Consider the following 26,978-nt stretch of genomic DNA (forward strand, 5'->3'; position numbering starts at 1 on the left):
GCCGGGCCGGCCTTGCGCGTGATCATCGCCAGCGGGAAGTTCCATGGCGTGATCGCGCCAACCACGCCAACCGGCTGACGCGTGACGACCAGGCGCCGGTCGGCCATGTGCGGGGTCAGCACTTCGCCGCGCACGCGCCGCGCCTCTTCGGCAAACCATTCGAGGAACGCTGCGGCATAGGCGACTTCGCCCTTGGCCTCGGCCAGCGGCTTGTAGCGCTCGGCCTGGGCCTTGGCCGAGGCGGCCTGGGCGGCGGCGCTGTCGTAGGCGGCCTGGTACGGCGCCGGGTCGATCTGGTACAGCTGCTGGCCGGCCTTGACTTCGCCGCCCTCGGTGAACAGGCGCTTGAGGATGATGCCGTTGACCTGCGGACGCACCTCGGCCACGCGGTAGGCGCTGACGCGGCCCGGCAGCTCGGTTGCGATCGGCACCGGCTGCGCCTTGAGGGTCACCACCGACACCTTGGGGGGCGGCGGCGCCGGCGGCGGCGGCGTCACCGAGCGCGCGATCCAGCTCATCGCACTGCTCACCGTGCTGTCGATCGCGCCGTCGATCCTGATCATGATGACGTCGTTCACGCGCATCGTCGTCGTGCTGTCGCTGCTGCGCACCGCGATGGGCACGGCGACCGCGCCGCCGAACTCGGTGATCATCGCGCTCGCCATGTTCCTCACCTTCTTCGTGATGGGACCGGTGCTGCAGAAATCCTACGACGACGGCATCCGCCCGCTCGTCGCCAACCAGATCAGCGTCGAGGACGCGTTGCAGCGCGCTTCGGTCCCCCTGCGCGGCTTCATGCAGAAGAACGTGCGTGAGAAGGATCTCAAGCTGTTCCTGGATCTCTCGGGCGAGCCGCCGCCGGCCACCCCCGACGACCTCGCGCTCCGCATCCTCGTGCCCTCCTTCATGATCTCGGAGCTGAAACGCGCCTTCGAGATCGGCTTCCTGTTGTTCCTGCCCTTCCTGATCATCGACCTCGTCGTCGCCTCCGTGCTGATGTCGATGGGCATGATGATGCTGCCACCGGCAACGATCTCGCTGCCGTTCAAGCTGATCTTCTTCGTGCTGGTCGACGGCTGGTCGCTGGTGGCGGGAAGCCTGGTGCAGAGTTACGGAGGCTGAGGCAGGGCTTCGAGCCCGCATCCCCACCGCCCTCCGCGATCGTCTCCGCTCCCTCCCCGTCATTGCGAGGAGCTCAGCGACAAAATTGCGGAGCAATTTTGCGCAGATGCGACGAAGCAATCCAGACTGCCGCCGCGGAAAGATTCTGGATTGCTTCGCTGCGCTCGCAATGACGGGGATGGAGCGGCAGCTCGCCTCTCAAAACGCAATCCGCGTCCCCGGCAACAGCTCGCGGCTAGATCAGTGTCTCGTACAAATCCTTCCAATCCGGATTGACGCTTTCGATCAGCGTCAGCTTGTCCGCCCGGCTGCCGCCCTTGATCTGCTTCTCACGCGTGATGGCGTCGATCATGGTGTCGTGCAGTTCGTACCAGACAAGAATCTTGCACCCGTATTTCGCCGAGAATCCCCTCACCAGACCTTCACGATGCTCGAAGGCCCGACGCGGTGGATTGGATGTGACACCGGTGTAGATCGTCCCGTTGCGGCGATTGGCGAACATGTACACGCATGGCTGCTTCATGATCGTACCCGGCTGAGGAGAGCTCATACGTAGCACAACCGGCCGATCGTTGCGAGCTGCCAGAACGGTGATTGCGAAAATATCCGCTCTCTCCCCGTCATTGCGAGGAGCCCTTGCGACGAAGCAATCCAGACTGCCGCCGCGGAAAGATTCTGGATTGCTTTGCTCCGCTCGCAATGACGGAGAATGCGGCGGCATCACGGGCCGCCCCGCGGGGCGGTCGGCCCTACCGCGTCATCTTGATCTGCCGCACGACCGGGATCGTCGGCAGCGAGCCGGTGTGCTCGGCTTCGTCCTTGGCCTGCGGCGAGCCGGGCGCGCGGGCGGTGGCGTCGGGGAAGCGCTGCTTCATCTCGCGCAGGAAGCCGTCGAGCGTGTCGACGCTGGCGGCGAGCTTGGCGATCTCGGCGAATTCGGCGCTGGAGGCCGCGGCCGGCTTGCTGGCGATGTCGAAGGCGAGACGGTCGGCGCTCTCGCTCATCAGCGGCGCGTATTTCTCGCGGAAGCGCGACAGGCCGATCGAATCGTCGGCGAGCGCATAGCCGACGGCGGCGCGGATGATGTCGCTCTTCTCCACCGTGTTGAGCGGCTTGAAGTCGCGGAAGCGCTCGCCGTAATAGAGTTCGATCTGCTCGGCGGACTCGCGCCAGCGCCGCGCCGCCCAGAAGATGTCGGAGCGCAGGCGAAGCACTTCGCGCCCGGAGACGTTGGAGACGATGTCGAGCGCGAGGTCGTGACGGCCGACGTCGCTCTGCGCGCGCGCTTCCAGAAGCAGGCGCTGCTGCCTGAGCTCGCCGGAGAGGTCGCTGATGCGGCTCGCGCGCAGCGCGGAGATCGCCATGTCCGGCTTGCGGTTGGCGAGATAGATCATGGAGAGGCGCGCGGCGACCTGGGCACGCGCAGCGCCCTCGAGGCGGTGATCGACCTGGTATTGCAGGAGCTCGGCGGCCTGATCGAGCAGGTCGATCGAGGCGAGACGGTCGGCGAGCCGGCGGATCAGCTCGTCGCCGCGGCGACCGATCGGCGTCAGCTCGCGGAATTCGTAGAACATCCCGAGCGCCTCGACCGGCGGCAGCTCGTCGCCCTTCGGCCCCAGGAAAATCTGCGTGAACAGCTCGGAGGCGAGATCCTGCGCCTGACGCGAGGCTTCCGCGTTGGGCTGCAGCCGCGTCGCGGTGCGCGCCGCTGTGAGCGCGTCGCGGTAGCGCCCGCTGTCGGCATACATCCGCGACAGCATCTGAAGCGTCTTGACCTCGATGGAGTCGCCGCGCCAGGTCATGGACAGGGTCTCGAGCTCGCGCAGCGCGTCTTCCTTGCCGATCTCGTCGCGCTTCTGCCGCAGCGCGACCTCCAGCTGCTTGGCCTCGGCCGCGGCCGGCCGATCGGCCGAAGCGGCTGCGAACTTGTAGTCGTCGAGCGCGTCCTTGTCGTGGCCGAGCGCCTCGGCGAGCCGGCCGCGCAGCACGGCGAAGCCGGGCGCGGCCTCCGGCGAGACGCCGACCACTTCGAGCTCGCTGCGGCGCTTGGAGGCGCCGGCGTAGTCCTTCACCTCGAGCGAGGCGCGCATCGCGTCCATCGTCACGATGCGCTGGATGTCGAGCGGCAGCGAGGCGATGGCGAATTCGACGTTCTTGAACTTCTCGCGCGCGTCCGCCCATTTGCCCTGGCGCGCATAGGCGAGCGCCTTCCAGAGCTGGGAATCGTGGCTGTTGCCGATCACGGGATTGGCGAGGTCCTTCAGGCCCTGTGCCGGCCGGCCGATCAGGATGCTGGCGATCGCGTGCATGATCAGCGCGCCGCTCTCCTCCTTGTTGAGCGGATCGCTCAACATCAATTCGGTGACGGCCTTGGCCTCGTGATACATCGCGCGCGACATGTAGAACTGCGCGAGATCGAGCCGCGGCAGCGAGCGCAGCGCCGGTTCGACGTTGGAGATGGCCGTGATCAGATCACTCTGACGCACCATGAAATTTTCCGATTGGCCCTTGCGCCAGCCTTCCGGGCTGAACACCGGGCGCACCGCGGTCGGCGCTCGCTCGGCCGAGATGTCGACCGGCGACAGCGTCAGTCCGCCCTTCTTGCCGAGGATCACCTTGTCGAGGCCGACCTCGACGCCGACATCGTCGGAGTTCGGCCGGATCGCGATGCCGTGCGCGGATTCCAGCAGCGAGAGATCGACTAGGTCCTGCCGCTTGATGAAGCCGCGCACCGGGCGCTGCGCGGTGACGACATAGAGCGTGTCGCCGGCATCAGGGTCGGTGAGCTTGTGCAGCTGGCCCGGATTGGCGAAGGGGATCGCGATGTTGGCGAGCGCGGGGTCGGTGATGTTGCGCGACATCATCAACGGCAGCGGCGTCGTCTGGATCTTGTCGGCGAGCGTCAGCAGCCAGTTGGTTTCCTTGCCGACCTCCTCGCTCGCCAGCGAGTAAACCAGCGGGCGGGTGAGACGGATACGCACCGCCTGCCCCTTGTCGAGCGGGATGCGGCCGACCTCGCCGATCATTGCGCCGCCCCTGGTGCGGATCGCCTCGACGTCGATCGGCTTCGGCGTGTCGAACACCAGCCACACCGTATCACCGCGGCGGAACGACGCCGCAGGCGTTGTGACGGGAATCGGGAACGTCACGCGCAAGCCGTCGCTGTCGCGGCGCGCATCGACGCTGGCGATGGTCGGCTGCGGCGCAGGCTTGGTGGCTTCCTTGGTGGCTTCCTTGACCGGCTCCTTCGCGGCCTCTTCGGCAGGCGCGGGCTTGGCCGGTGCAGCCGAAGCTTCGGCAGGCGCCGGCTTCGCAGCTTCCTTCGCAACGTCCTTGGCAACGTCCTTGGCAACGTCCTTGGGCGCTTCTTTGGGCGCTTCCGGAACGTGCGCAGCCTCAGTCGCGGGCGCCGGCGCCGGCTTCGGCGCTTCCGCCTGCGGCATCGCGGCGGGTGCTTCCGGCTTCACCTCGGGCTTTGCGTCAGGCTTGGCGTCGGGCTTCGCGTCAGGCTTCACCTCGATCTTGGCTTCGCGCGCGATCGTCTCGGACGTCGGCGGCGCGATCTCGCGATGGGCGTCCTTCGGCTTCTCGGCCGCGGGCTTCTCGGGAGCCGGCGCCGGCCCGTGACCTCCGGGCTTCATCTGCGCGATCGCCGCCTCGGGCGTCGCGGCGGCCTTGCCCCGGTCGGGCTGGAAGGAGACGTCAACGACGTAGTTCTTCTCGTCGCGGAACGAATGCACGTCGGAATCGCCGATCAGCGCGATCTCGACATTGGTCTGGTCGATGTCCGCCTTCTGCTTGATCGAGGCGACGTTGGGCGGCGCGGCGACGACCGCGTCCGCCAGATCGAAATTGAGATTGGCGTTGAAGGCGAGCGTGAGCTTCTGCTCGTTCAGCACCGAGGACACGCCGACGCCGTCGGGCATCTCGAACACGAAGCGCACGAAGGTCGGCTGCACCGAGGCACGCACGCGGATCTGCGGACGCTTCTTGCTCTCGGCCGCGGCGCGCTGGGCGCGCAGCGCGCGCTCGGCCACACGGGCGCGCTCGGCGAGCTCCTTGACCACGTCCATGGGCAGGCTCGGCGGCGCACCTTTCCAGCCCTCGGGCAGGAGGTCGACGAAGGTGCGTTCGCCGGCGTTCATGGTGTTGACGGTGACACGCCGCGCCAGCGACAGGCGGATGGCGCCGCCGTCGGGATCGCGGCGCGCGGAATTGACGTAGTCGGGCGCGCCTTCCGGCACACGGTCGACGGGAACGTCGACGGGCCGGTCGAAGCGGATGATGAGGATGGAGCCCGCGGTCGTCACCTCGGAAGGCACGTCCTCGCCGAGCTTGATGACAAGACGGGCAAAGCCGCCGCCGGCCGAAAACGTCGCCTCACCCCTGACCGGATCAGCCGCCCGGCTGGGTGCACCGAGGCCGATCAGCGCGCAGACCGCCAGCACGCCTACGCTGCGGACATGACGCGACAGCCCCGGCGCCAAAGCGCGGGCTCGCGACCACAATCCATCGGCAGCCTCTAGCGCCATTGGCGGCATGTCTTCCGTTTCGACGGGTCTACGCCGGCACTGGTACCGGCCCCTGCCCTCGACTTTAAGGTTTTGCCAATTAAGGACTTCTTAAGTATGAGCCCTCAATTCGGCTTTTGCGTCGGCTTGCCGTCGATCTTGGGCAGATCGGCTGCCGAGGCCGACTGATCGCCGCCGCCATTGGCACGGCGGGCCATCTCGACGGTCAGCTTCTCGGCCGCTTCCGGCGACATTAGTCCCATGATGTCCGACATCTTGCGTGGCGCGATCGCCGAGGCGATCTCGATCAGCACGCCCATCTCGAGCCGGTCGAACACCCGTGCGGCGTCCTTGGGCTTCATGCCCTCGTACATGGTCACGAGGCCCTTCATGCGCTGGGCTTCGGCGGCCTTCTGCTCGGCCTGCGTGGCGGTGATGCGGGTTTCCACCGCCTTCATCTCCTCGACCTTGCCTTCGATGCGCTTCTCGGCCGATTTGAGCAGGCTCTCGCGGATGTCGATCTCGCGCTGGCGGGCCTCGATCTCCTGGCGGCGCGCCTGCAACCGCTCGAGGATCGCGCGCTCGGAGGCCGAGACCTGCGGCTGGCCTTCCTCGATCTTGACCGGGGTGCCGCCCTCGGGCTTGGTCTCGGGCGCGGCGGGCTTGGGCGCCTCCTTCGGCGCGCCATGGGTCGAGCCGGTGATGATCTCCGGCTCTTCGCGGCCGGTCGGGAAGTTCAGATTTTCCTGCGCCCAGGATTTCTTGGTCTGGTTCGGCTTGTAGTCGAAGACATAGCCGCCATTGATCACGAGGCCCGCCACCTTCAGCGTGGCAAGGCCCGCGACGGCCACCAGGACGACCGGGATGACGCGGATGTTACGAAAGGACTTCATACCCTGACTTCATGCGGCAAGAACTTCATGCGGCAAGCCCGTTGGATCGTCGGCGCTCGGAGAAGGCTTCGGCCGCAGCCGCCACCGCCTTCGCGGTCGAGGGCTTCGGCGCGGGCGCGGCAACCGGTTCCGGATTGGTGACGGGGCGCGCAGCGATCGCGATCTTGGACAGGCGCCGCACCACGTTGTCGGCTTCGCCGAGCTGCTTGTAGAGCTGGTCCGACATCTGCGTCGCCGCGGCAAGCTGGCTGCCGAGATTTTCGTTGACGTCGCGCACGGCGAGCTTCAGCCCGCCGATCGCGCGCTCGGCGATTTCGGTTGCGGTGATCAGCTCGCCGATCACCGCCTTCAGCGAATGCTCGTCCGCCTTCAGCCGCGTCAGGCGCTTGTTGAGCATGACGCAATAGACGATCGTCAGCATCAGCAGGATAGCCACCAGCGTCTCGATCGCCATTCCCAGGGAGTGGTTCATGGGGCCTCCATCATCTTGTTCTGCTCGTCCACCTTCTCGAACATCGCAAGTGTCGTACTTGGCTTGCGCAAGGGTTTCGTCACGCGGATCGCGACGCGGTCGCCGACCCGGCCCATCCGCCCCTCGGTCAGCGTGACGTCGCCGCAGCGCACGGTGACGTTGGCATCCGCGCGCATGTCCAGCGGCAGCGTGTCGCCGACCTTGAGCCGCATCAGCTGCTTGAGCGGGATGTCGGCCTCGTAGAGCACGGCGTCGACGGCGATCTCGGCCTGCACGATCTCGGTGGCGAAATGGCCTTCCCAGACCGGATCACGGCCGAACTTTTCGCCCATGAACATCTGGAGCAGGACGCCCCGGATCGGCTCGATGGTCGCATAGGGCAGCAGCAGCTCGACATTGCCGCCGCGGTCTTCCATGTCGATGCGCAGGCGCACCAGGATCGCGGCATTGGCGGGACGGCTGATCGCGGCGAAACGCGGATTGGTCTCGAGCCGGTCGATCGTGAAGGTCACCGGCGACAGCGGCCGGAACGCCTGCTCGGCATCGGCCAGCACCACCTCGACCAGCCGCTTGACCAGCTCGGTCTCGATCGTGGTGTAGGGCCGGCCCTCGATGCGGAGCTGGCTGGTGCCGCGGCGACCGCCGAGCAGCACGTCGATCATCGAATAGATCAGGTTGGAATCGACCGTCGCCATGCCGAAGTTTTCCCACTCCTCGGCCTTGAAGACGGTGAGGACGGCGGGCAGCGGGATCGAGTTCATGTAGTCGCCGAAACGCACCGAGGTGATGCGGTCGAGCGAGACTTCGACGTTGTCGGAGGTGAAATTGCGCAGGGAGGTCGTCATCAGCCGCACCAGGCGGTCGAAGACGATTTCGAGCATCGGCAGACGCTCGTAGGAGACCATCGCCGAATCGATGATGGCGCGGATGCCGGAATGGTCGTCCAGCGTGACGTCGCCGACGGTGAAGCCGAGGAGATTGTCGATCTCCTCCTGCGACAGCACCCGCTCGCCGGAATTCTTGCCGCTGCCGAGATCGCGGCTGCCGTCCTCGACCATGGCCGCCCATTGCAGGGCCATGGTCTCGGATAGTTCGTTTTCGGCAGCGGCCTTTGCGGCCTCCGCGGGATCCTCGGAATCGAGCGACGCCTCCCATTGGGCGGCAATCGCATCCTGGTCCATTTGCTCGTTGCCGGCCATGACGCTAGCCCGTGCCCTTCCGCAGCGTCTTCACTGGATCACGACTTCCTTGAACAGCACCGCGCTGACCTGGATCGGGGCGACCGCCGCGTTGACGCGCTTGGTCAGCTCCTCCTTGAGGCGGAAGATGCCGGCGGAACCGTTGAGGTCGGAGGGACGCAGCTCGCGCACATAGGTCTGGAAGATGTCGGTGACGCGCGGCATCGTCGGCTTGATCGCCTCGATCTGCTTCTCTTCCTTCAGCTCCAGCACGATCTTCAGACGCAGATATTGCACGCGTTCGCCGGGCGCACCGGCGAGGTTGACCATCATGTCGGGAACGTCGACGAAGGCCGGCGGCTTCGGCGGAGGCGCGGCCTCGGCATGGTGCTCGTCGTCGCCGTGACGGAAGAAGAAGAACCAGGTCGCAGCACCGCCGCCGAGGATGGCGAGCAGGCCGACGGCCATGATGATGAGCTTCAGCTTGTTCTTCGGCGGAGCGGCTTCCGCGCCCTCGGCGGCTGCGCCGCCTTCTGCTTCATTCTCTGCCATGGTCGCCGCGCCCGGATCTCTCAAAGGGGTCGAAAGAGCGAAGCCTCAAGACAGTGACGCGATACGAATGCCCCGGCGCAATGCGCTCCTCTTCATGGCAAACGCTACGGTAATAATGGTTAACGGAATCTTTCGATTGGGCCTCAGCTAGGAAAAATCTGCCGGGCAAACATGGCTAACAGAACCTTTCTGCCGCCCTCCCGCACCCCCGCAAAATCAATAATCCATTGAAGTAAATGAATTTTTCAGGTTGGCACGGCTTTCGCTGAGAGAGGGCCGAGACCGAACGGTTTGGGAGAACCAGACGGTCTCGTTCACGGGGTCGGCCGAGGCGCTTGGGAGAGCGAAATGGCAGGTCCCACTCAGGGGAGATCACCCGATGCAGAACGCGCTTCTGATCGGCTTGTCACGGCAGATGACGTTGGAACGGCAGATGGATGTCGTCGCCAACAACGTCGCCAATGCCAACACCAACGGCTTCAAGGCCGACCATTCGCTGTTCGAGGAGTACCTCAACTCGAACGCGCGTGAGGACAATTTCATCGGCGCGGACCGCCGGGTCTCCTATGTGCAGGACCGCGGCACCTACCGCGACATCGGCCAGGGGCCGATGGAGATGACCAAGAACCCGCTCGACATGGCGATCAGCGGCAACGCCTATTTCGCTGTGCAGGCCAATGGCGGCGAGATGTTCACCCGCGACGGCAAATTCTCGCTCAACTCGACCGGCCAGCTCGTCACCTCGGACGGCAATCTGGTGCTCGGCACCGGCGGCCCGATCACCTTCCAGCCGACCGACCACGACATCAACGTCGCGCCCGACGGCACCGTCACTGTGCTCGAAGGCACCGCCAAGACCGACTCGATCCGCGGCAAGATCCGCATGGCCTCGTTCGACGATCCGACCAAGCTGACCAAGCTCGGCGCCAATCTCTACAGCGCCGGCTCCGCCACCCAGCAGGCCGACGCCAAGTCCACCGTGCAGCAGGGCTATATCGAGAAGTCGAACGTGAATTCGGTCGGCGAGATGACCCGCATGGTCGAGGTCATGCGCAGCTACACCGCCATCGCCAACCTGCTCCAGCAGCAGAGCGACCTCCACAAATCGGCGATCGAGAAGCTCGCCGACGTTCCGGCCTGATTAGGAGAGAACTGACATGCAGGCGCTTCACACCGCAGCGACCGGAATGGCGGCACAGGAACTCAACGTTCAGGTGATCTCCAACAACATCGCGAACCTGCGCACCACCGGCTTCAAGAAGCAGACGGCGGCGTTCCAGGACCTGATCTACGAGCATGTGCGCCGCGTCGGCGCGCAGGCCTCGGACCAGGGCACCATCCTGCCCGTCGGCGTCGACATCGGCGGCGGCGTCAAGACCGTCGGCACGCCGCGCAGCATGACGCAGGGCACCCTGTCGCAGACCGGCAACGATCTCGACCTCGCGATGTCCGGCGAAGGCTTCTTCAAGATCCTGATGCCCGACGGCACCTACCAGTACACCCGCGACGGCACCTTCCAGATGGACAATCAGGGCCGCGTCGTCACCGCCCAGGGCAACCCGGTGCAGCCGACGATCACGATCCCGAACAACGCCTCCGGCATCTCGGTGAGCGAGCAGGGCCAGGTCTCGGTGACATTGCCGGGCTCGTCGACCTCCTCGATCGTCGGCCAGATCGGCGTGACCCGCTTCATCAACAAGGCCGGCCTGCAGCCGGTCGGCAGCAACCAGTTCACCGAGACCCCCTCGTCCGGCCCGCCGCAGGACGGCACCGCGAACTCCGAGGGCTACGGCAAGATCACCCAGGGCAGCCTCGAGCAGGCCAATGTCGACGTCGTCTCGGAAATGAGCGACCTGATCGCCGCGCAGCGCGCCTACGAGATGAACGCCAAGGTGATCAGCGCTGCCGACCAGATGATGCAATCGACCACGGCGCTGTTCCGCTGAGGTAATGACGATGATCCGCACCGCCCTCGCCACCATCTCCGCCCTTGTCGCGCTGGCCTTACCGGCAGCAGCGGCGGACGACTTCATCGCCTCGCCGACACTGCGCGCGAGCGTCACCGTGACCTCGGACGTGGTGCGGGTCGGCGATCTCATCGACAATGCCGGATCGGCCGCGCTGATCCCGGTCTACCGCTCGCCCGACCTCGGCACGACAGGCACGCTGACGACCGGGCAGGTGCTGTCGGTGCTCCGCGCCAAGCAGGTGATCGGGGTGATGACCGGCGACATCAAGGAAGTCCAGGTCACCCGCCTCGCCCGCACGCTGGCGAACAAGGATCTCGAAACCGCCGTCGCTTCGGCGCTCGAGCGCCGCTTCGGCCTCGGGGATGCCGCCAACATCACCGTCACCTTCGACCGCGGCATCACCGACATGCGGCTGGACGCCTCCAACACCGGCGCGCTGCAGCCGGTCGCAACCCGCTACGACGCGCGCAGCGGCCGTTTCGACATCGCCTTCGAGATCAGCAACGACAACAATCCGAGCCCGACCAAGCTGCGTTTCTCCGGCACGGCGATCGAGACGGTGGAAGTGGCCGTGCTGACGCGCGACATCGACCGTAACGATACGCTGAAGGCTTCCGACGTCGCGCTGGAGCGCCGGCCGAAGGCCGAGGTCACCGGCGAGCCCGCCTCGCGCGACCGCAGCATCGGCATGCAGCTGCGCCGCGCGATGCGCGCGGGCACGCCGCTTCGCGCCGCCGACATCGTCAAGCCCGACTTCGTGGTGCGCGACCAGGCCGTGACCGTCATCTTCCAGGCGCCCGGCCTCTACCTCACGACGCGCGGCAAGGCGATCGAGAGCGGCGCTGAGGGCGACACCGTCAGCGTGCTCAATCTGCAGTCCAAGCGCACGCTGACCGGCGTCGTCACCGGCCGCGGCCAGGTGACGATCCAGGGCGCGAGCCAATCCGCGCCGATGGCGCCCGCGGTCGAGCAGACCTCCTCGCTCAAGCGCGACGAGGCGCCCGCCCCCGTCGACACCGCAGCTCTCCTCCGCAACCTGGTGCAGGCCCCCGCCTCGCCGGCCCAGATCGCAGAAGCCCAGATCCCGCAAGCTCGCGTCTCGCAAGCTCAAGCCAAGTAAGAGTTCGTCATGTCCGCTTTCAGTTCGGCTTACCGTCTTCGTCGCATCGCCATCTCTGCACTGCTGCTGGCCTCTTGCGCGCTGGGTGGCTGCTCCTCGATCGACCGCCTGTCGCAGATCGGCGAGCAACCGAAGCTGTCGGCGATCGACAACCCGACGACGCAGCCCGGCTACAAGCCGGTGCAGATGCCGATGCCGAAGCCGGAAGTCGCCTCCTACAATCCGAACTCGCTGTGGCGCAACGGCAGCCGCGCCTTCTTCAAGGACCAGCGCGCCCGCCAGGTCGGCGACCTCCTGACCGTGACCGTGAACATCACGGACAAGGCCAACATCGCCAACGAGACCCAGCGCAGCCGCACCAATTCGGAAGATTCGGGGATCACCGACTTCATCGGCGCCAAGACCCTCGGCGCGCAGGCGCAGAAGGTGCTGCCCGGCCGCATCCTCACGGCCGACTCCTCCGCCTCCAGCGACGGCAAGGGTTCAGTCAACCGCACCGAAGCCCTGCAGACCAACGTCGCCGCCGTCGTCACCCAGGTGCTGCCGAACGGCAACCTCGTGGTCGAGGGCAAGCAGGAGATCCGCGTCAACTACGAGATCCGCGAGCTCGTGGTCGCCGGCATCGTCCGCCCCGAAGACATCCAGAGCGACAACACCATCGATTCCACCAAGATCGCGCAGGCCCGCATCGCCTACGGCGGCCGCGGCCAGATCATGGACGTGCAGCAGCCGCGCTACGGCCAGCAAGTGATGGACGTGCTGCTGCCCTTCTAACAATCTCCCGAGCTCCCACATCGTGTTCGCGAACCTAGGCGCGAACGACGATGTACTCCGCGGCCCTCGCTAGCTCCCCTGGCGAGGGCCGCATGTATTTTGAGGATGGCGGTACAGCAGCTGCGCATCGGATGATCCGATGAGAGCGACGCCCCATCCACGTCATTGCGAGGAGCTCTTCGCGACGAAGCAATCCAGACTGGCGCCGCGGAAAGATCCTGGATTGCTTCCGCCTTCGCCAAGGCTTCGGCGGACAAGTCGCTGCGCTCGCCATGACGGCGGAGCGACCGCGTTTCTCACGCCGCATGCGCGACCGCGCGGATCTCCAGATGCACGCCGGTTTCCGTCTGCAGCGCGTGGATCACCGCCATCAGGTTCTCGGCCGTCGGATTGCCGCGCGGTCCGAACATCCGCATCAGGCTTTTCGATGGACGGTCCAGCACCTCGCTGAGCCGATCGAAACCGATGGTGGCATTGATGTAGGTCCGCAGCGCGGTGCGGCCATAGTCGACATCTCCCTGCAGCAAGCCCTGCATTGCCTCTAGAAAAAGCGCCTCGCGAAAGACGGGATCGCGCTCTGCCCGCGCGCGAATGGTCTCTTGAAAACTGTGGGTCAATGGCATCCGCCTATCCCTCATTGCCCTTGCGCGCCTTGTAATCGCGCCACCGGCGAAGCGCGACACTGATATCGGCCTGCTGCCTCTGCTTGGTGCCGCCTCCCAGCAGGATGACCAGTACGTTGCCGTCCCAACCGAAGTAGACCCGATAACCGGGGCCACGATTGATCTTCAGTTCGGCAGCGCCCTCGCCGACCGGTTTCACGTTCGACGTGTTTCCATCGGCGAGCCGCCCGATTGCAACGGAGACGGCAGCGGCCGCCTGCGCGTCGAGACTGTCGTGCCAATCCCGAAATGGGCTGCGACCGTCGGTGCGGTACTCCGCTATCTCAATCCTTGGTACCATAATCGTTACCAATTTTCAATTTCAGAATTTTCGGATTTTAGAAATTCATGTTGACACACTCCGGCCACTTCATTATGTTCCTGTTCTGTTCCATTCCACAAGAGGGCGTATCGCGATCGTCACGAAGCGCGGGATGGAATGCGGTGGCCGCGACGGCGTCGGCGCGCATGGTGACTGCAGGGCGGGAAACCGTGAGCAGCGGCAGGCGCGATACGACACGGCGCCGACAGCGTCTTCGCATGGTCTTTACGGTGAGCGCACGCCAGCCGTGAAGAACCCAGCGAGGATGTGCGCGGACGGAGAAGTCGTGTGGTCCTGACGCCCGGGGTTCTGGCGTCAAGTTTTGCGGTGATGTGGCGGCCAACCGGTGCGCGCATCTGAAACCGCAAGGCGACGGGGGCAATAGTGCAACGCTCCCCGAGGAGAGCACGAAGGACACCGTGAAAACCATCGCGCAGGGAAGGCCGGGCGACCGGCATCACCTGTCGTCCACCCCGTGCGCGCTTCTGAAGCACACGCGGGACTTCGGGTGCCAGCCGGCGCCCGGCCTTCCCTGCGCCTTCCTGATCTTCAGGAGGGCAAGACGATTGCAAAGCTCGGGCGAAAGCTGCCGCGAGAATGTGAAGGCGCGTCTGCGAGTGGGTCTCAATGGAAAAAGCGACACCGCTCTCACACTCCGTCATCGGCTCGTTCATCGCTCGCGTGTCCCGGACAAGGCGCCGCGCGTCAGCGGTGCGGCGCAGAGCCGGGACCCAGAAAGCTGCACACCACGCTGCTGCATGAGCCCCGGCTCTGCAGCGCACCGCCGAAGGGGCGCTGCGCTGCGTCCGGGGCACAAGACCACAGCCCTCACGTAAACTCCATCTCCACCACGCCGAGCCCGTCCAGCTCCATCCGCACCTTGTCGCCGGCCTTCAGCCACAGCGTCTTGACCAGGCTGCCGGTGAGAACGAGCTGACCGGCATGCAGGCTCTTGCCTTCGGCGGCGAGGTGGTTGGCGAGCCAGGCGAGCGCGTTGTGGGGATGGCCGAGCACGTCGGCGCCGGTGCCGTGGCCGGCCTCCTCGCCGTTGACGATGGCGCGGCCCTTGACCGCCTTCAGGTCGGGCACCGAGGAGCGCGGAACCTGGGGGCCCAGCACGCAGCCGGCCGCGAAGAAATCGTCGGCGATCAGCGTCGGCGCCCCCATCGTCTCCCACTTCACGTAGCGGTCGTCGACGATCTCGATCGCGGGGTGATAGGCCTCCACTGCCTCGCCGACCCATTCGGCCGTGAACGGCGCCTCGCCGGCGGCGAGGTCCCGCTTCAGCCGGACCGCGATCTCGCACTCGACGCCGACCCGGACATAGTTGGACGCGGCCAGCCTGGCGCCGCTGTCGTGCACGCCTTTCTGGAACACGCCGCCGCCACAGGGGTGGGGGATGCCGATATAGTCCTGCATCACCTGGCTGGTGCAGCCGATCTTGTAGCCGACCAGCGGCCCGACGTGCGGCAGCAGCAGATCGTGCAGCGCGCGCTGGACCTGATAGCCCTCGGCCTCATCCGCAGGGGGGCGTTCCAGTGCTGCGAGCGGCGCATGGTTGCGGCGCGCCAGCGCGATCGCCTTGGCGGCTTCGAGAATCTTGTCCATCGGCGCCGCCTCCCACGCTACGCAACATTGCGGCTCAGTTCAGCATTCCCGTTCGCGCCTGACAAGCGCTGGACGGCGCGATGCCGGGCCGAATACGGGGTGCTGCCACCGCTTAAGGAAAAATTGAGTTGGCCCGGTCTTTATGGAGCCACGCGCCAGGGCCCACGCGCCTGCGCGGCACGAGACGCCCGATTGCAGCGATGCGCGAAGCCGCTGCGTCGCCGTCTCAAGATGCCAGTCGATCTCGTTGATGCGACTCGCGAAACTCTCCGCACTTGAAGTGAAGGCTTTTTCTCATGTGAACTCACGTGAGCACGCAGGATTTGACTCTAGCCCATTGATCGAGATTCATTTTTCACGATCCCCGCAATCGGCATCGCCGCGACGGCGATGTTGCGGCAGAAGAGCCCGCCGCAACGCCGGGTGCAGAGCCATCGCGTCCGTCAATTGCGTCCAAGCGCATTGCGAATGGCGATCTCGACCGGCGAGTAGTCACCCTCGCTCCGCTCCAGCCGGTACGGCTCGGCCAGATGCAGCGGCGGCTGCGCCAGGAAGCGCGGTCGCGTTCCCCGATGCTTCTGCGCGGCATGGACCAGGAAGGGATGGCAGAGATAGACGGTGCCGGCCGCACCGGTCGCGAACGCGACCGGGCAGTCGGCCCCCATCTGCTCGAGCCTCATATGCGCCCGCCCTGCATCGCCGGCGGGGGCCAGGTAACGTGCCATCGGCAGGTGCGAGCCGACCCGGATCCGCGTCGGCGCATCGTCGTCACCGACATCGGAGAACAGGAACAGCAGCAGCAGCGCCCGCCCCCGCGAGGTGATGTTGACGCGCCAGGCCGAGTGATCCTGCGCTTCGCCTGCGTTCCAATCCTCGCCGGGAAAGCTGAGATCGACATGCCAGCCGGCGTCGCCGGGGTCGTCCGGATGGGGAAATCGCACCGGAAAGGTCCCGACGTCACGTCGCGGCCGCCAGCGGCCCGGCCCGACGATCCGGTCGAAGGCGGCATGGAGCCTCGCGGTGTTGATGGCATCGCGGAACGGCGGGTCGCCATAATAGGGCAAGCGCACCACGGGCCGGGTCCAGGTCGCAGGGTCGTGCTCGCTGCACGGCAGATCGCGCCACATGATGGCACGCGCCGCCTCGGCGAGCTCACGAGGGAAGGCATGGTCGATCCGGACAAAGCCGTCGCGGATGAATTGGGCAATTTGCGCGTCGTCGAGCGCGCGCGGGCTAGCAGTCATGATGATCTTTCAATTGCTCGCCAGCCCTCATCGTCCGCTCGCTGCGGACCGGCTGGCTCGATCGGTCGGGAATCCGCAAATTCAGCTTGCGGGACGCAAAGCCTCCGCTGCGGAGGCGCCTGCGCTCAGCCCAGGAAGAAGACCGATGCGATGTTGAGGGTGCAAATCATCATGGCGGCGCGAATCTACGCGCCGGACAAGCGACATTCAAGCCGCGGGCAAAATCCGGAGCGCGGTGCGAAACGGTGCACCCCACGCCACAAAACAAAAGAGCCGCACGTGGCGGCTCCGTCATTATTCGTCGCGATAGACCTTCTCGCGTTTCTCGTGGCGCTCCTGCGCTTCCACCGAGAGCGTCGCGATGGGCCGGGCTTCGAGCCGCTTCAGAGAGATCGGCTCGCCGGTGTCCTCGCAATAGCCGTAGGTGTTGTCCTCGATGCGCTGAAGCGCGGCGTCGATCTTGGCGATCAACTTGCGCTGGCGGTCGCGGGCGCGGAGTTCGATGGCGCGGTCGGTTTCGGACGATGCCCGATCGGCGAGATCGGGGTGGTTCACGTTCTCCTCCTGCAGAGCCTGCAGGGTGAGCTTGGACTCTTTGAGGATCTCATCCTTCCAGGCAAGGAGCTTCAAACGGAAGTACTCCTTCTGCCGGTCGTTCATGAAAGGCTCTTTTTCGGTCGGTCGGTAGTTTTTCAACTTTTCCAAGGGCGGCCTATCTGTCTAAGCAACGACTCGCAACGGAAACAGGGTCCGTTGAGCCGGGCCTTATATAGTGGCCTCCTGTGACAGACAATATTTCCCTGAGGGTCCGGTTACCGCCCCCAAGCCCTTGCACAGGAAGGTTTATCCTGCGGGGCCCGGGAGCGGCCGCAGGCCCTAGTAGCCGACCGTGAAACGCTGCCTCTGATGGGCCGGTTTCTCGATCTCGTCGGCCAGCGCGATGGCGTAGTCGGCGAAGGTGATCCAGCTCTTGCCGTTCGCATCTGCGAGAAGCTGGTCAGTCCCGAGCCGGAACTTGCCGGTGCGCTCCCCCTCGACGAACAGCGCGGACGGCGAAATGAAGGTCCAGTTCAGCTCCTTCTCCTGCCGCAACAGGTCGAGGAAGGCCGACCCCGCCTCCGCTTCCGCCTTGTACTGGGCCGGAAAGTTGGGAGTTGTGACCAGCTTCACGCCCGGGGCGACCTCGAGGCTGCCGGCGCCGCCGACGACGAGGTAACGGCCAACCTTGGCGTCCTTCGCAGCGCCAATCAGCTTGCGCGCGTCGCTGGCCAGGAAGTGCACGGAACTCACGGCGACGTCGTGGCCGGCCCACAGCTTGGCAAGGCCGGCCTGGTCGAGCACATCCCCCTTGGCCGGCGTGACGTTCGGCAGGACGGCGATCTTCTCGGGGTTCCGGGCGATGGCGGTGACCGCGTGGCCGCGGCGGGACAGTTCCTTGGTGATCTCCGACCCGGCCCGGCCCGAGGCGCCGGTAACTGCGATTTTCATGGATGGCTTCCTTTGCTTCTATGGTAACTAATAGAAACTAGATATCGCAAAGAATGCTGGTGTTAAGAGAGCACTTTGTGCTTACCTGATTACACAGGGGTAACCCCATGCGCATCGCAAGCGACGAAAATGAAGTCCGAGGCTCGACCATGAAACCCGATGTCTATGCAGCGAACTGCCCCACCCGCCAGATCCTCGACCGCGTCGGCGACAAATGGGCGGTGCTGATCCTGTTGCTGCTGCGCGAGGAGCCGATGCGCTTCAATCGGTTGCGCCGCACGATCGAAGGCATTTCGCAGAAGATGCTGAGCCAGGTTCTCAAATCGCTCGAACGCGACGGCCTGATCAGGCGCCATGCCATCGCGACCGTGCCTGTTACGGTGGAGTATTCGATCACCCAGCTCGGGCTGACACTCGCCGGCGCGGTCGATCCCTTACGCGACTGGGCCGAGCAGAATCTGAAAGACGTTCTCTCTGCCCAGCGCCGCTACGACGCGCAGCAGAAGGAGGAAGCGGCGTAGGCGAGTGCGAAGTCGATAGACGTCCCGTCATCCTGAGGCGCGAGTGGCGCGATGCAAAGCATCGCGCCAGGAGCCTCGAAGGATGTACGGCCGAGATGCAACTACGGGCGAATAATGCGAGGAACAGCCGGGCCGTCGCCCTTCGAGGCTCGCCGAAGAGGCGAGCACCTCAGGGTGACGGATAACTCAGGGGTGACGGATAACGATTAAGCCTGCCCGGCCTTGGCCAGCTCGACCTCGACGCGCAGCTCGATCTCCGAGAGCACGGAATCCAGTCCGGGATCGCCCGAGGACGATTTCAGGTTCGCCGCAGCATCGCGCAGGCGCAACACGGTCGACTTGTCGAGATTGCCGGACAACAGCCCCATCTTGAGATCGTCGAGCACGTCGAGCGCCGTCCTGCCGCGAGCGACCGAGCGCTTGCGCCGCTCGACCGGATCCTCTTCGACGCCTTGCAGGGCAAGCAGCCCGTCGATGTTGGCGGCGGCCTTCGGTGCGGCGGCGCTCCGCGTCTCCTGCGCCGACGAGGTGTCAGGCAGCACGAAGGTGCCGGAGCCGGTCCGCCTGGCCTGGCTGGCCGGCGTTCCAAGCGTGGTGCCATTCGGTCCGTAGATGCGCATCGGAAAGAATCCGGGTGATCGATGCAGTCACCTTCGCCGTCTTATGGTTAACGGGGCGTAAACAGCCCGGCAAAATCTGCCGGCAGGCGGCAGTTTTGCTCCTCAAAGCGAACGCCGGCTGACGCCAGTCGAAACAGATTTATTCAACCTATTCAGCGGCCTACCCCCGTCACCCCGGGTTGGCACAGCCCTCGCAAGGACAGCGCCGGACCAGCTCGACATGGGAGTGTTGAGATGGGTCCGAGATTTGAGGAGCCTTTTCAGGATCCTTGGGGAGCAGAGGATGCCAGGCGTTCGTTGGGTGAGAATTGTCGGGGTGGCCTGCGCAGCGCTGTCAGCGCTGATGCTGTCGGTCGCGTCCGCAGGCGCGACCTCGCGCATCAAGGACCTCGCCAACATCGAAGGCGTGCGGCAGAACCAGCTCATCGGCTACGGCCTCGTCGTCGGCCTCAACGGTACCGGCGACACGCTCAACAACATCCCTTTCACCAAGCAGTCGCTGCAGGCGATGCTCGAGCGCATGGGCGTCAACATCCGCGGCGCCACCATCCGCACCGGCAACGTCGCCGCCGTGATGGTGACAGGCAATCTGCCGGCCTTCGCCACCCAAGGCACGCGCATGGACGTCACGGTGTCCGCGCTCGGCGATGCCAAGAACCTCCAGGGCGGCACCCTGCTCGTCACCCCGCTGCTCGGTGCCGACGGCAATGTCTACGCCGTGGCGCAGGGATCGCTCGCGATCTCCGGCTTCCAGGCCGAGGGCGAAGCGGCGAAGATCGTGCGCGGCGTTCCGACGGTGGGGCGCATCGCCAACGGCGCCATCATCGAGCGCGAGATCGAGTTCGCGCTCAACCGCCTGCCGAACGTCCGCCTCGCACTGCGCAACGCCGATTTCACCACCGCCAAGCGGATCGCGGCGGCCGTCAACGACTATCTCGGCGTCAAGACCGCCGAGCCGATCGATCCCTCCACGGTGCAGCTGTCAGTCCCTCCGGAGTTCAAGGGCAACGTCGTCGCCTTTCTCACCGAGATCGAGCAGCTCCAGGTCGACCCGGATCTCGCCGCCAAGATCATCATCGACGAACGCAGCGGCATCATCGTAATGGGCCGCGACGTGCGCGTCGCTACCGTCGCGGTCGCGCAGGGCAACCTCACGGTGACGATCTCCGAGAGCCCGCAGGTGAGCCAGCCCAATCCGCTGTCGCGCGGCCGCACCGTGGTCGCGCCGCGCAGCAGCGTCACCGTCACCGAGGACGGCAAGAAGCTGGCCGTCGTCAAGGACGGCGTCTCGCTCCAGCAGCTCGTCGACGGCCTCAACGGCCTCGGCATCGGCCCGCGCGACATGATCAGCATCCTGCAGGCGATCAAGGCCGCCGGCGCGATCGAAGCCGACATCGAGGTGATGTGATGCAGACGAGCGCAATCAACACCCCGCGCCTCTCCACCTCCTCGGCCTTCTCGGTCGAGAGCCGCAACGGTCGGCCCGATTTCGACCTCGCTGCCGCGCTGCAAAAGGTCTCGCCGCAACAGCAGGCCAAGGCGCAGAAGACCGCCACCGATTTCGAGGCGATGTTCCTCAACAGCATGTTCTCGCAGATGACCTCGGGCCTGAAGGGCGAAGGCCCGTTCGGCGACACGCCGGGCACCGGCGTGTGGCGTTCGATGCTGACCGAGCAATATTCCAAGAACTTCGCCAATGCCGGCGGCGTCGGCGTGGCCCGTGACGTCTATCGCACCCTGATCATCCAGCAGGCAAAAACCACTCTTCGTACGGCATAAGGTCCAACGAGATGAACCAGTTCAGCGCCTCACGTCAGCCGATGCAGGCCCAGCGCCCGGCCACTGCGCCCGGCAGCACCGAGGCGCGCAAGCTCGCCGAAGACCTGATGGATGCGATGAACGCGCTGCTCGGACTGATCGAGCGCGAGACCGAGCTCGTTCGCGCCGGCAAGGTCCGCGAGGCGATGACGTTCGAGAGCAAGAAGCAGGAGCTGTCGCGCAACTACGTCGCTGCCGTCAGCCAGTTGAAGGCCAACCAGCCTCAGCTCGCGAAGTCCGCGCCGGAGCTGCTCTCGACACTGCATCGCCACCACGACGCGTTCCGCGCGATGCTCCAGGTCAACCTCACCGTGCTCGCAACCGCCCACGCGGTCTCCGAAAGCGTCGTGCGGGGCGTCAATGCCGAGATCCAGAAGCGCAACGTGCCGAACACCTATACGGCCGCGGGGCGCCGCGCGGCTCCGGGACCGCGCCACATCACGCCGCTCGCGGTCAGCCGCTCGCTCTGAGTGCACGCAAGAACAAGCGACAATTTTACGAAAAACCGCGCGGCGATCTCGTCGCGCGGTTAGGCACGTTTCCTTACCGGGTCTTCAGTCCTGGTGTTCCATGGTTGCGTATTGAGAGGGGTTGGGATTTGACTCACGTGAGGCAACCAGGAGGCTGCCATGAGTACAGATTTCAGCATCAGGCCGGTGGGGATCCCGGCCCCCGTGCAGATCGTAGCGACGTCCAACACGGCGGCGAACGAGGCTGTGCAGACTGATCTTCCGGTGAGCCAGACGGTCGCCGCGGCGGATACGAGCGCACCCGTGCGCAACGATCCGCCGAGCCACGAGAACATCTCGCGCCAGGTCGTATTCGACCAGGCGTCGGCATCCATGGTCTTTCAGGTCGTCAACGACAAGACCGAAGCGGTGGTCAACCAGTTCCCCGACGAAGCGATGCTGCGCCGGCGAGCCTATTTCCATGCATTGGATATGAAGTCGGAGCCCTCGCGTCCGCTCAGCACGGACGTCAGCGCCTGACGATCGGGCGATCGGCGACGACGCCCCGCGTCTGACCGGCACCGGTCAGCGCGAAATTCGCATTTCCGAAGACGAAAAGCCCAAGAAGCCCGTGATGCCGACCATCACGAGTTGCCGTCACGGCCGCCCGGACAGGCCCGCGGCGATGTTGCGGTTGATCTCGATCAGCGGGCGGAAGTGATCGAACTGCGGGCTCATCTGCAGCGCGGCGGTCTGGCTCAGCACGAACACGCTGATGTTGGCGATCTTCTGCCGGACGTCGATCGGCTGCGGATTGTTGTCGCGCATCGCTTCGCTCAGGAAAATGGTCCAGAGCTTGCGGTTGAACATCAGGGCCTGCATGGTCTGCTCGCTGAGCGGATCGGCGTTGTTCACCGCATCCTGGAGCTTGTTCGCGGCCTTCAGCAGGGTCTGCGCCTCGATGTCGCGAGGAGATGCGGTGGTGGTTGCAACACGCGCATAAGCCGAGGCAGCGGAATTCGACATCAATCACACCCTGGAGGTTACCTAGCGCGTTGTACGCGCTTAAGGATTTCTTTCCCAACCCTAGGCAGCACCGCTTAAGATTTGCTTACGTGTTGTGCTTGGAGGCACTCCGGATAATTACGGGTCACGGAGCTTCTCGTCAGCGCAACGCTAGATCCACGCATGCACGAAGTAAACTCGCTTCGCGTGATGCGCGCCGATCTCAGCTAATCCAGTCTTAGCGATCTCCCTCAAAAGATCGGCGGGGCGTTAGCCCCGCCGCGAAATCTCGAAGTGCCACCTTGGCTTTCTCTAAATTAGCGGAGCAGCTGCAGCACGCTCTGCTGCGACTGGTTCGCCAGCGACAACGCGGACACCGCGATCGACTGGCGGGTCGACAGCGCCTGGCTGTTCGCCGCCTCTTCGTTGGTGTCGGCGAGCGTCAGGTTGGACGAGCCGGTCTGCAGCACGTTGATCAGGTTCTTGGAGAAGTCCTGACGTACCTGCACGATCGAGAGGTTCGAGCCGAGCGAGGAGCCCTCCGAGCGCAGCCTGCTCGACGCTGCATTCAGGCTCGCCAGCACCTTGTTGGTTGCGCCGTTGTCGATGAAGTCCGTGCCGGGAACGAGATTGCTGAGACCAAGGCCGGCGGCGTTGAACACGACGCCGTTGATGCCGAGCGTGGAGCTGCCGGTCTCGTTGAAGACCAGCTTCAGCGTGTCGCCGTTGAGCAGGTTGATGCCGTTGAAGGACGAGTCCTGCGACGTCGTGTCGATCTGCGCCAGGATGTTGTTGAACTGGCTGACGAGGCTCGAACGCGCCGTCTGCGCGACGGGGTCCTGGACCGGGGGCTGCGCGGTGGTAAAGGCGAGCACGCCGGTCAGCGTACCACCGACCGCGCCGCCCGCGGCCGTCGAACCGAGGGTCGAGGAGGCGTATTCGTTGACGGTGGTGACCGTCAGCACGCCGTTGGCATCGATCGTCGCCGTCAGGTGGTTGGCCTGCAGCTGCACATTGAGCTGATCGAGCGTCTTGACGGTGCCGTTGGTGCCGTCGCCGAAGGTGACGTTCACCGGCGTGCCGCCGTTGAAGGAAGAGAAGGTCAGCGTCTTGCCGCTGACACCGCCGACGCCGGAAGTCCGCGCCGCGGTGAAGGCGGTCGCCGTTCCGGTGTTGCCGCTGAGGCCGAACGCGCTGAGCGCATTGCCGGTGCCGGTGATGGAGAGATCGGCGTTGATGCCGGTGGAGAGCGCAAGCTGGCCGCTGCTGTTGACCGACGACGGGATCTGGCCCGCGGTGGTCGACAGCCCCGCCGTGCCGTTGAAGATGCTCGCCGTCTTGACGCCGGTGGCGAGGTCGACCGCGTTGAGCAGGTCGGTCAGCGTCGCGCTCTGGAGATAGACTGTCGAATTGCCGTTACCGTCGGTGACGACGTTGCCGCTGACGCCGTAGCCGGTGGCCACGCTCGCCGCCGATTGCGGCGTCTGCGCGTTCTTGAAGGTGATGGTGTGGCCGTCGATGTTCAGCGTCGAACCGTCCTGCACGAGGGTACCGAGCGAACCCGCGGTGGTCGAGCGATTCGCCGTCACGCTCGCATTGCCTGCGCCGGTCGCGGAGGTCAGGCCGAGCTTGTTGAGGAAGTCGGCCTTGCCGGTCAGGCTCAGATCGGCGCCGGTCGAGCTCTTCAGCGTGATCTGGCCGCCGCCCGAGATAGAGGACGCTACCTGAAGCGTGCCTACCGGACCGGCCGCGCCGCTGACGGCGATGGTCGCCGCGCTTGCACTGATGGTTGCCGTCTTGACGCCGCTGGCGAGGTCGATCGCGGTGAGGACGTCGTTGACGGTCGCCAACGGCGCCGCTGCCGTTCCCTCGTAGACGATTGAATTGCCGTTGCCGTCGGTGGCGATGTGGCCGCTGGCATCGAGGCCCCAGCCGGTCGGCTGCGTGCCCGGAGCGGCGCCGGTGCGGAAGGTGATGCTCTTGCCGTTCACCGTGATGGTGTCGCCGTCGGCGGGCGGAGCGCCGAAGGTGGTGGACGCGGTGGTGCCGACCAGCGTGGCGGTGCCGCTGAGCACGGTGGTGCCGTCGGCCGCGGTCGCCGCAAATCCGAGCGTCGTGCCCGCGCTGGAGCCGAGCGAGGCGCCAAGCGCGGCGGTTCCGGTGACCGGGGTCGTGCCACCGGCCGCACCGGTATAGAGCACGTTGCTCTTGGCGGTCGCGCTGGCATAGGAGGTCGTGCCGCGCAGGTCGGCCGGCGTCGCGCCGGGAATGGTGGTGGAGACGTTCGACTTGGTGGAGTAACCCACCGTCGTCTGCAGCGCCTGGTTGGCGATCGATTTCGCGCTGTCGATCAGCTTCTGCAGCGAGGTGATGCCGGTGTTGGCCGCCTGCAGCACCTGGACACCGTTGTTGATGCCGTCGAGCAGGTTGCTGATGTCGCTCGCCCGGTTGTCCAGCCCCTGCGCCGTGAAGAAGTTGGTGGGATTGTCGAGCGCCGTGTTGACCTTCTTGCCGGTCGACAGCCGCTCCTGCGTCGTGGCCAGCAAGTCGGCCGTCGACTGCAGCGACAACAGGTTCTGGCGAACGGACGCCGAGAGAACGATGTTGGACATTGGCGAGTCTTCCTCTTGAACCGGATACGAATCGGCCGCGCGGTCTCGAAAGCGGGCTTTTGTCCAGTTTTAGGAGGTGTCCTTTAAAGTATGGTTAACGCCGGTTTAAGGGATACGGTTAATGGCCGGTGAACGCCCCTGCCCGCCCAAGGCGCAAAAAAGAGCGGCGGGGCAAATGGCCCCGCCGCCCGATTTTACTTAGGTATTTCAGCTGCTTATTAGCGAAGCAGCTGGAGCACGCTCTGCTGCGAGGTGTTGGCCAGCGACAGCGCGGAGACCGCGATCGACTGGCGGGTCGACAGCGCCTGGCTGTTGGCGGCTTCGACGTTGGTGTCGGCCAGCGTCAGGTTGGACGAGCCGGTCTGCAGCACGTTGATCAGGTTCTTGTTGAAGTCCTGACGGATCTGCACGACCGAGAGGTTCGAGCCGAGGCTCGAAGCTTCCGAGCGCAGCGTGCTCGACGCGGCGTTGAGGTTGGTCAGCACCCGGTTGGCGGCGGCGTTGTCGATGAAGTCGACACCGACGGTCAGCGCGGCGAGGCCCAGACCCTTGGAGTTATAGGTCACGCCGGTGATGTTCAGGCTGGACTTGCCGGTCTCATCGAACACCAGCTTGAGCTGGTCGCCGTTGAGCAGGTTGACACCGTTGAACGAGGAGTCCTGCGAGGTGGTGTCGATCTGGTTCAGGATGTTGTTGTACTGGGACACCAGATTGGCACGCGCCGTCTGGGCAACGCCATCCTGGACGGGGTTGGAGGCCGTCGAGAAGGTCAGCGCCGTGGTCAGCGTGCCGCCGATCGCACCGCCCGCCGCCGTCGACCCGAGTGTCGAGGACGCATAGTCGTTGGACGCGGTGATGGTCAGCAGGCCGTTGGCGTCGATTGTCGCCGACAGGTTGTTGGCCTGCAGCTTGGTGTTGAGCTGATCGAGCGTCTTGACCGTGCCGTTGGTGCCGTCGCCGAAAGTGACGTTGACCGCCGTGCCGCCGTTGAAGGAGGTGAAGGTCAAGGTCTTGCCGGCGATGCCGCCGACGCCGGCGGCACCGCCGGTCACGGCGAGCAGCAGGAACAGGGCGGACCAGTAGAGCATGGGGCGTACTCAGATCGACCAGGCGCAGGTGCGGCCGGCCGATTCGCAGGTGGCGTCGTCGTCCTGCGACGGCACATAGACCGGCAGGTGGCCGCTGGCGCCGTCCATGACGTGGGAGGCGTTGAGCTGCGGAGCGGCGAGCGCGGCGCCATGCGCATCCGCCGCCGTCGCCACCTGCGCCGAGGCCGGGGCCGGCAGCACGCGGTTGGCCACGCCGTAAGCAAAGAAGCCGCAGAGGAAGGCGAAGATCAGCTTGTACATGACGTCGATTCCCTCCGGGTCGTGGTGTTCGGACGGGCCGGCGGTGCAATCCTTTGCATCCGCCTGCCCTGCCAGATGTATTGCCAGCCTCGTGCCAGCTTTTCCGGAGGCTGGGTCATTTTTATTTTTTTGTTTCCGATCAATTAGTTAATACGCTTAACGAGGCTTGCGACGAGCCCGCTGTAAGGCACGAAAGCGATAACCGTGTAAAAATTACCGGCAAAAGGGGTGGGGATCGTGTAAGGGCTGCCGCGGGCCGCTTCAGGCCAGCCGCGGAACGACCATGGACACGCAGCAAACGGATCCAAGCTGATGACACGGAAGGCAAACGCCGACTCGATGCGGGTGTTGTGGGTCGACGACGACGACGAGCTGATCCAGGGCCTTGCCGATTACCTGGCGGGCGAGGGTTACGCCGTGGACTGCGCCCACGACCTGGCCAGCGCCGGCCGCATCCTGGCTACTTCCGTCTACGACCTGGTGCTGGTGGACCTCGACCTGCCGGACGGCAGCGGCTTCTCCCTGATCCGCGACACGCCGCGCAGCCAGGCCCACGAATTCGTCGTCGTCACCGGCCACAGCAGCGTGCGCACGGCGGTGGAAGCGCTGCGCCACCAGGTGTTCGATTACCTGATGAAGCCGGTGGAGCTGGCCGAACTGCTCAACCTGCTGGCGCGCGTGCGCCATG

The 26,978-nt window shown here is 65.4% G+C and carries 27 protein-coding genes and 2 pseudogenes; 11 read left to right on the forward strand and 18 right to left on the reverse strand.

Annotation, left to right across the window (positions count from 1 at the left end; genetic code table 11):
- On the reverse strand, window positions 1–518 hold a 518-nt coding region (locus Q0743_RS27050), incomplete at its 3' end, for an aldehyde dehydrogenase family protein (RefSeq protein ID WP_298244532.1).
- Between Q0743_RS27050 and fliP the strand changes: the two are divergent.
- Window positions 472–1,122, forward strand: a pseudogene (fliP, locus tag Q0743_RS27055) (flagellar type III secretion system pore protein FliP); the annotation flags it as partial. The gene Q0743_RS27050 and the pseudogene fliP overlap by 47 nt on opposite strands.
- A 235-nt stretch (window positions 1,123–1,357) precedes the next feature.
- Here fliP and Q0743_RS27060 read toward each other — a convergent pair.
- The 6 genes from Q0743_RS27060 to fliL all read right to left on the reverse strand — a co-directional run bounded on the left by Q0743_RS27060 (window position 1,358) and on the right by fliL (window position 8,728).
- A complete protein-coding gene (locus Q0743_RS27060; RefSeq protein WP_298244533.1) occupies window positions 1,358–1,645 on the reverse strand; it encodes a GIY-YIG nuclease family protein in 288 nt (95 codons plus the stop codon).
- A 226-nt stretch (window positions 1,646–1,871) separates the two neighbouring features.
- A complete protein-coding gene (locus Q0743_RS27065) occupies window positions 1,872–5,654 on the reverse strand; it encodes a tetratricopeptide repeat protein (protein WP_298244534.1) in 3,783 nt (1,260 codons plus the stop codon).
- Between the two features lie 104 nt (window positions 5,655–5,758).
- Window positions 5,759–6,526 (reverse strand): flagellar protein FlbB, encoded by a 768-nt coding sequence (locus tag Q0743_RS27070; RefSeq protein ID WP_298244535.1) that lies wholly within the window; start codon window positions 6,524–6,526, stop codon window positions 5,759–5,761.
- 25 nt (window positions 6,527–6,551) lie between these two features.
- The gene (locus Q0743_RS27075; RefSeq protein ID WP_298244536.1) at window positions 6,552–6,998 is read right to left on the reverse strand and encodes a DUF6468 domain-containing protein; all 447 of its coding nucleotides are present in this window, start codon (window positions 6,996–6,998) and stop codon (window positions 6,552–6,554) included.
- Entirely contained in the window at window positions 6,995–8,197 is a 1,203-nt protein-coding gene (gene fliM, locus Q0743_RS27080; RefSeq protein WP_298244537.1) for a flagellar motor switch protein FliM, read from the reverse strand. The genes Q0743_RS27075 and fliM overlap by 4 nt, the downstream gene beginning before the upstream one ends.
- A 30-nt stretch (window positions 8,198–8,227) precedes the next feature.
- Window positions 8,228–8,728, reverse strand: a complete 501-nt coding sequence (gene fliL, locus Q0743_RS27085; protein ID WP_097658014.1) for a flagellar basal body-associated protein FliL — start codon at window positions 8,726–8,728, stop codon at window positions 8,228–8,230.
- 379 nt (window positions 8,729–9,107) lie between these two features.
- Here fliL and flgF point away from each other — a divergent pair, with 379 nt between their 5' ends.
- Genes flgF through flgH form a run of 4 tightly spaced genes read left to right on the forward strand, consistent with a single transcriptional unit; the run spans window position 9,108 to window position 12,592 of the window.
- On the forward strand, window positions 9,108–9,869 hold the full coding sequence (gene flgF / locus Q0743_RS27090; protein ID WP_298244538.1) for a flagellar basal-body rod protein FlgF: 762 nt from the start codon (window positions 9,108–9,110) through the stop codon (window positions 9,867–9,869).
- A gap of 16 nt (window positions 9,870–9,885) precedes the next feature.
- Window positions 9,886–10,674 (forward strand): flagellar basal-body rod protein FlgG, encoded by a 789-nt coding sequence (gene flgG, locus Q0743_RS27095; RefSeq protein ID WP_091965437.1) that lies wholly within the window; start codon window positions 9,886–9,888, stop codon window positions 10,672–10,674.
- Between the two features lie 10 nt (window positions 10,675–10,684).
- Window positions 10,685–11,818, forward strand: coding sequence for a flagellar basal body P-ring formation chaperone FlgA (flgA, locus tag Q0743_RS27100; RefSeq protein ID WP_298244539.1), 1,134 nt, complete (start codon window positions 10,685–10,687; stop codon window positions 11,816–11,818).
- Between the two features lie 9 nt (window positions 11,819–11,827).
- On the forward strand, window positions 11,828–12,592 hold the full coding sequence (flgH, locus tag Q0743_RS27105) for a flagellar basal body L-ring protein FlgH (RefSeq protein ID WP_106951771.1): 765 nt from the start codon (window positions 11,828–11,830) through the stop codon (window positions 12,590–12,592).
- 296 nt (window positions 12,593–12,888) lie between these two features.
- Here the strand turns inward: flgH and Q0743_RS27110 are convergent, their stop codons facing one another.
- From Q0743_RS27110 to Q0743_RS27135, 6 genes are all read right to left on the reverse strand, one after another.
- The gene (locus tag Q0743_RS27110) at window positions 12,889–13,215 is read right to left on the reverse strand and encodes a transcriptional regulator (RefSeq protein ID WP_298244540.1); all 327 of its coding nucleotides are present in this window, start codon (window positions 13,213–13,215) and stop codon (window positions 12,889–12,891) included.
- Between the two features lie 4 nt (window positions 13,216–13,219).
- The gene (locus tag Q0743_RS27115; RefSeq protein ID WP_298244553.1) at window positions 13,220–13,543 is read right to left on the reverse strand and encodes a type II toxin-antitoxin system RelE/ParE family toxin; all 324 of its coding nucleotides are present in this window, start codon (window positions 13,541–13,543) and stop codon (window positions 13,220–13,222) included.
- Between the two features lie 861 nt (window positions 13,544–14,404).
- Window positions 14,405–15,184: a fumarylacetoacetate hydrolase family protein gene (locus Q0743_RS27120; protein WP_298244541.1), complete on the reverse strand. Its 780-nt coding sequence runs from the start codon at window positions 15,182–15,184 to the stop codon at window positions 14,405–14,407.
- Between the two features lie 443 nt (window positions 15,185–15,627).
- On the reverse strand, window positions 15,628–16,428 hold the full coding sequence (locus Q0743_RS27125) for a phytanoyl-CoA dioxygenase family protein (RefSeq protein WP_298244542.1): 801 nt from the start codon (window positions 16,426–16,428) through the stop codon (window positions 15,628–15,630).
- Window positions 16,429–16,722: 294 nt separating this feature from the next.
- Window positions 16,723–17,088: an RNA polymerase-binding protein DksA gene (dksA, locus tag Q0743_RS27130; protein ID WP_008554760.1), complete on the reverse strand. Its 366-nt coding sequence runs from the start codon at window positions 17,086–17,088 to the stop codon at window positions 16,723–16,725.
- 216 nt (window positions 17,089–17,304) lie between these two features.
- Window positions 17,305–17,916, reverse strand: a complete 612-nt coding sequence (locus Q0743_RS27135; RefSeq protein ID WP_298244543.1) for an NAD(P)-dependent oxidoreductase — start codon at window positions 17,914–17,916, stop codon at window positions 17,305–17,307.
- Between the two features lie 149 nt (window positions 17,917–18,065).
- On the opposite strand from Q0743_RS27135, the gene Q0743_RS27140 reads away from it, so the two are divergent.
- Window positions 18,066–18,437, forward strand: a complete 372-nt coding sequence (locus tag Q0743_RS27140) for a helix-turn-helix domain-containing protein (protein WP_298244544.1) — start codon at window positions 18,066–18,068, stop codon at window positions 18,435–18,437.
- A 206-nt stretch (window positions 18,438–18,643) separates the two neighbouring features.
- On the opposite strand, the gene Q0743_RS27145 is transcribed toward Q0743_RS27140, so the two are convergent.
- Window positions 18,644–19,057, reverse strand: coding sequence for a flagellar assembly protein FliX (locus Q0743_RS27145; protein WP_298244545.1), 414 nt, complete (start codon window positions 19,055–19,057; stop codon window positions 18,644–18,646).
- A 283-nt stretch (window positions 19,058–19,340) separates the two neighbouring features.
- On the opposite strand from Q0743_RS27145, the gene Q0743_RS27150 reads away from it, so the two are divergent.
- The 4 genes from Q0743_RS27150 (at window position 19,341) to Q0743_RS27165 (ending at window position 21,864) form a co-directional block, all read left to right on the forward strand.
- Entirely contained in the window at window positions 19,341–20,465 is a 1,125-nt protein-coding gene (locus tag Q0743_RS27150; RefSeq protein WP_298244546.1) for a flagellar basal body P-ring protein FlgI, read from the forward strand.
- Entirely contained in the window at window positions 20,465–20,836 is a 372-nt protein-coding gene (flgJ, locus tag Q0743_RS27155) for a flagellar assembly peptidoglycan hydrolase FlgJ (RefSeq protein ID WP_298244547.1), read from the forward strand. The genes Q0743_RS27150 and flgJ overlap by 1 nt, the downstream gene beginning before the upstream one ends.
- 11 nt (window positions 20,837–20,847) lie before the next feature.
- Complete coding sequence (locus Q0743_RS27160; RefSeq protein ID WP_298244548.1) at window positions 20,848–21,345, forward strand: hypothetical protein; 498 nt, start codon at window positions 20,848–20,850, stop codon at window positions 21,343–21,345.
- 159 nt (window positions 21,346–21,504) lie between these two features.
- Window positions 21,505–21,864: a hypothetical protein gene (locus Q0743_RS27165; RefSeq protein ID WP_298244549.1), complete on the forward strand. Its 360-nt coding sequence runs from the start codon at window positions 21,505–21,507 to the stop codon at window positions 21,862–21,864.
- Window positions 21,865–21,981: 117 nt separating this feature from the next.
- Here the strand turns inward: Q0743_RS27165 and flaF are convergent, their stop codons facing one another.
- The 4 genes and pseudogenes from flaF to Q0743_RS27185 form a co-directional block, all read right to left on the reverse strand.
- Window positions 21,982–22,350 carry a flagellar biosynthesis regulator FlaF gene (flaF, locus tag Q0743_RS27170; protein ID WP_008554779.1) on the reverse strand — a complete coding sequence of 123 codons (369 nt, stop codon included), beginning with the start codon at window positions 22,348–22,350 and terminating at the stop codon, window positions 21,982–21,984.
- A gap of 296 nt (window positions 22,351–22,646) precedes the next feature.
- A complete protein-coding gene (locus Q0743_RS27175) occupies window positions 22,647–24,941 on the reverse strand; it encodes a DUF1522 domain-containing protein (protein ID WP_298244550.1) in 2,295 nt (764 codons plus the stop codon).
- Between the two features lie 218 nt (window positions 24,942–25,159).
- Window positions 25,160–25,978: pseudogene (locus Q0743_RS27180) on the reverse strand (flagellin); the annotation flags it as partial.
- A gap of 60 nt (window positions 25,979–26,038) precedes the next feature.
- Entirely contained in the window at window positions 26,039–26,290 is a 252-nt protein-coding gene (locus Q0743_RS27185) for a hypothetical protein (RefSeq protein ID WP_298244551.1), read from the reverse strand.
- A gap of 312 nt (window positions 26,291–26,602) precedes the next feature.
- On the opposite strand from Q0743_RS27185, the gene Q0743_RS27190 reads away from it, so the two are divergent.
- Window positions 26,603–26,978, forward strand: a 376-nt coding sequence (locus Q0743_RS27190; protein WP_298244552.1) for a response regulator, incomplete at its 3' end; no start/stop codon positions are given.

This window comes from uncultured Bradyrhizobium sp., assembly GCF_936943645.1.
Classification (GTDB): Bacteria; Pseudomonadota; Alphaproteobacteria; order Rhizobiales; family Xanthobacteraceae; genus Bradyrhizobium.

Bases quoted from the DNA above. Each gene is read 5' to 3' on its own strand.
- flaF (WP_008554779.1), bottom strand. From the start codon at position 22,350: ATGTCGAATTCCGCTGCCTCGGCTTATGCGCGTGTTGCAACCACCACC.
- Q0743_RS27150 (WP_298244546.1), top strand. From the start codon at position 19,341: ATGCCAGGCGTTCGTTGGGTGAGAATTGTCGGGGTGGCCTGCGCAGCG.
- flgA (WP_298244539.1), top strand. From the start codon at position 10,685: ATGATCCGCACCGCCCTCGCCACCATCTCCGCCCTTGTCGCGCTGGCC.
- Q0743_RS27065 (WP_298244534.1), bottom strand. From the start codon at position 5,654: ATGGCGCTAGAGGCTGCCGATGGATTGTGGTCGCGAGCCCGCGCTTTG.
- Q0743_RS27140 (WP_298244544.1), top strand. From the start codon at position 18,066: ATGAAACCCGATGTCTATGCAGCGAACTGCCCCACCCGCCAGATCCTC.
- Q0743_RS27125 (WP_298244542.1), bottom strand. From the start codon at position 16,428: ATGACTGCTAGCCCGCGCGCGCTCGACGACGCGCAAATTGCCCAATTC.
- Q0743_RS27145 (WP_298244545.1), bottom strand. From the start codon at position 19,057: ATGCGCATCTACGGACCGAATGGCACCACGCTTGGAACGCCGGCCAGC.
- Q0743_RS27185 (WP_298244551.1), bottom strand. From the start codon at position 26,290: ATGTACAAGCTGATCTTCGCCTTCCTCTGCGGCTTCTTTGCTTACGGC.
- Q0743_RS27160 (WP_298244548.1), top strand. From the start codon at position 20,848: ATGAACCAGTTCAGCGCCTCACGTCAGCCGATGCAGGCCCAGCGCCCG.
- Q0743_RS27120 (WP_298244541.1), bottom strand. From the start codon at position 15,184: ATGGACAAGATTCTCGAAGCCGCCAAGGCGATCGCGCTGGCGCGCCGC.
- Q0743_RS27175 (WP_298244550.1), bottom strand. From the start codon at position 24,941: ATGTCCAACATCGTTCTCTCGGCGTCCGTTCGCCAGAACCTGTTGTCG.
- Q0743_RS27060 (WP_298244533.1), bottom strand. From the start codon at position 1,645: ATGAAGCAGCCATGCGTGTACATGTTCGCCAATCGCCGCAACGGGACG.
- Q0743_RS27165 (WP_298244549.1), top strand. From the start codon at position 21,505: ATGAGTACAGATTTCAGCATCAGGCCGGTGGGGATCCCGGCCCCCGTG.
- fliM (WP_298244537.1), bottom strand. From the start codon at position 8,197: ATGGCCGGCAACGAGCAAATGGACCAGGATGCGATTGCCGCCCAATGG.
- Q0743_RS27070 (WP_298244535.1), bottom strand. From the start codon at position 6,526: ATGAAGTCCTTTCGTAACATCCGCGTCATCCCGGTCGTCCTGGTGGCC.
- flgF (WP_298244538.1), top strand. From the start codon at position 9,108: ATGCAGAACGCGCTTCTGATCGGCTTGTCACGGCAGATGACGTTGGAA.
- Q0743_RS27075 (WP_298244536.1), bottom strand. From the start codon at position 6,998: ATGAACCACTCCCTGGGAATGGCGATCGAGACGCTGGTGGCTATCCTG.
- flgH (WP_106951771.1), top strand. From the start codon at position 11,828: ATGTCCGCTTTCAGTTCGGCTTACCGTCTTCGTCGCATCGCCATCTCT.
- Q0743_RS27135 (WP_298244543.1), bottom strand. From the start codon at position 17,916: ATGAAAATCGCAGTTACCGGCGCCTCGGGCCGGGCCGGGTCGGAGATC.
- fliL (WP_097658014.1), bottom strand. From the start codon at position 8,728: ATGGCAGAGAATGAAGCAGAAGGCGGCGCAGCCGCCGAGGGCGCGGAA.
- Q0743_RS27110 (WP_298244540.1), bottom strand. From the start codon at position 13,215: ATGCCATTGACCCACAGTTTTCAAGAGACCATTCGCGCGCGGGCAGAG.
- flgJ (WP_298244547.1), top strand. From the start codon at position 20,465: ATGCAGACGAGCGCAATCAACACCCCGCGCCTCTCCACCTCCTCGGCC.
- flgG (WP_091965437.1), top strand. From the start codon at position 9,886: ATGCAGGCGCTTCACACCGCAGCGACCGGAATGGCGGCACAGGAACTC.
- dksA (WP_008554760.1), bottom strand. From the start codon at position 17,088: ATGAACGACCGGCAGAAGGAGTACTTCCGTTTGAAGCTCCTTGCCTGG.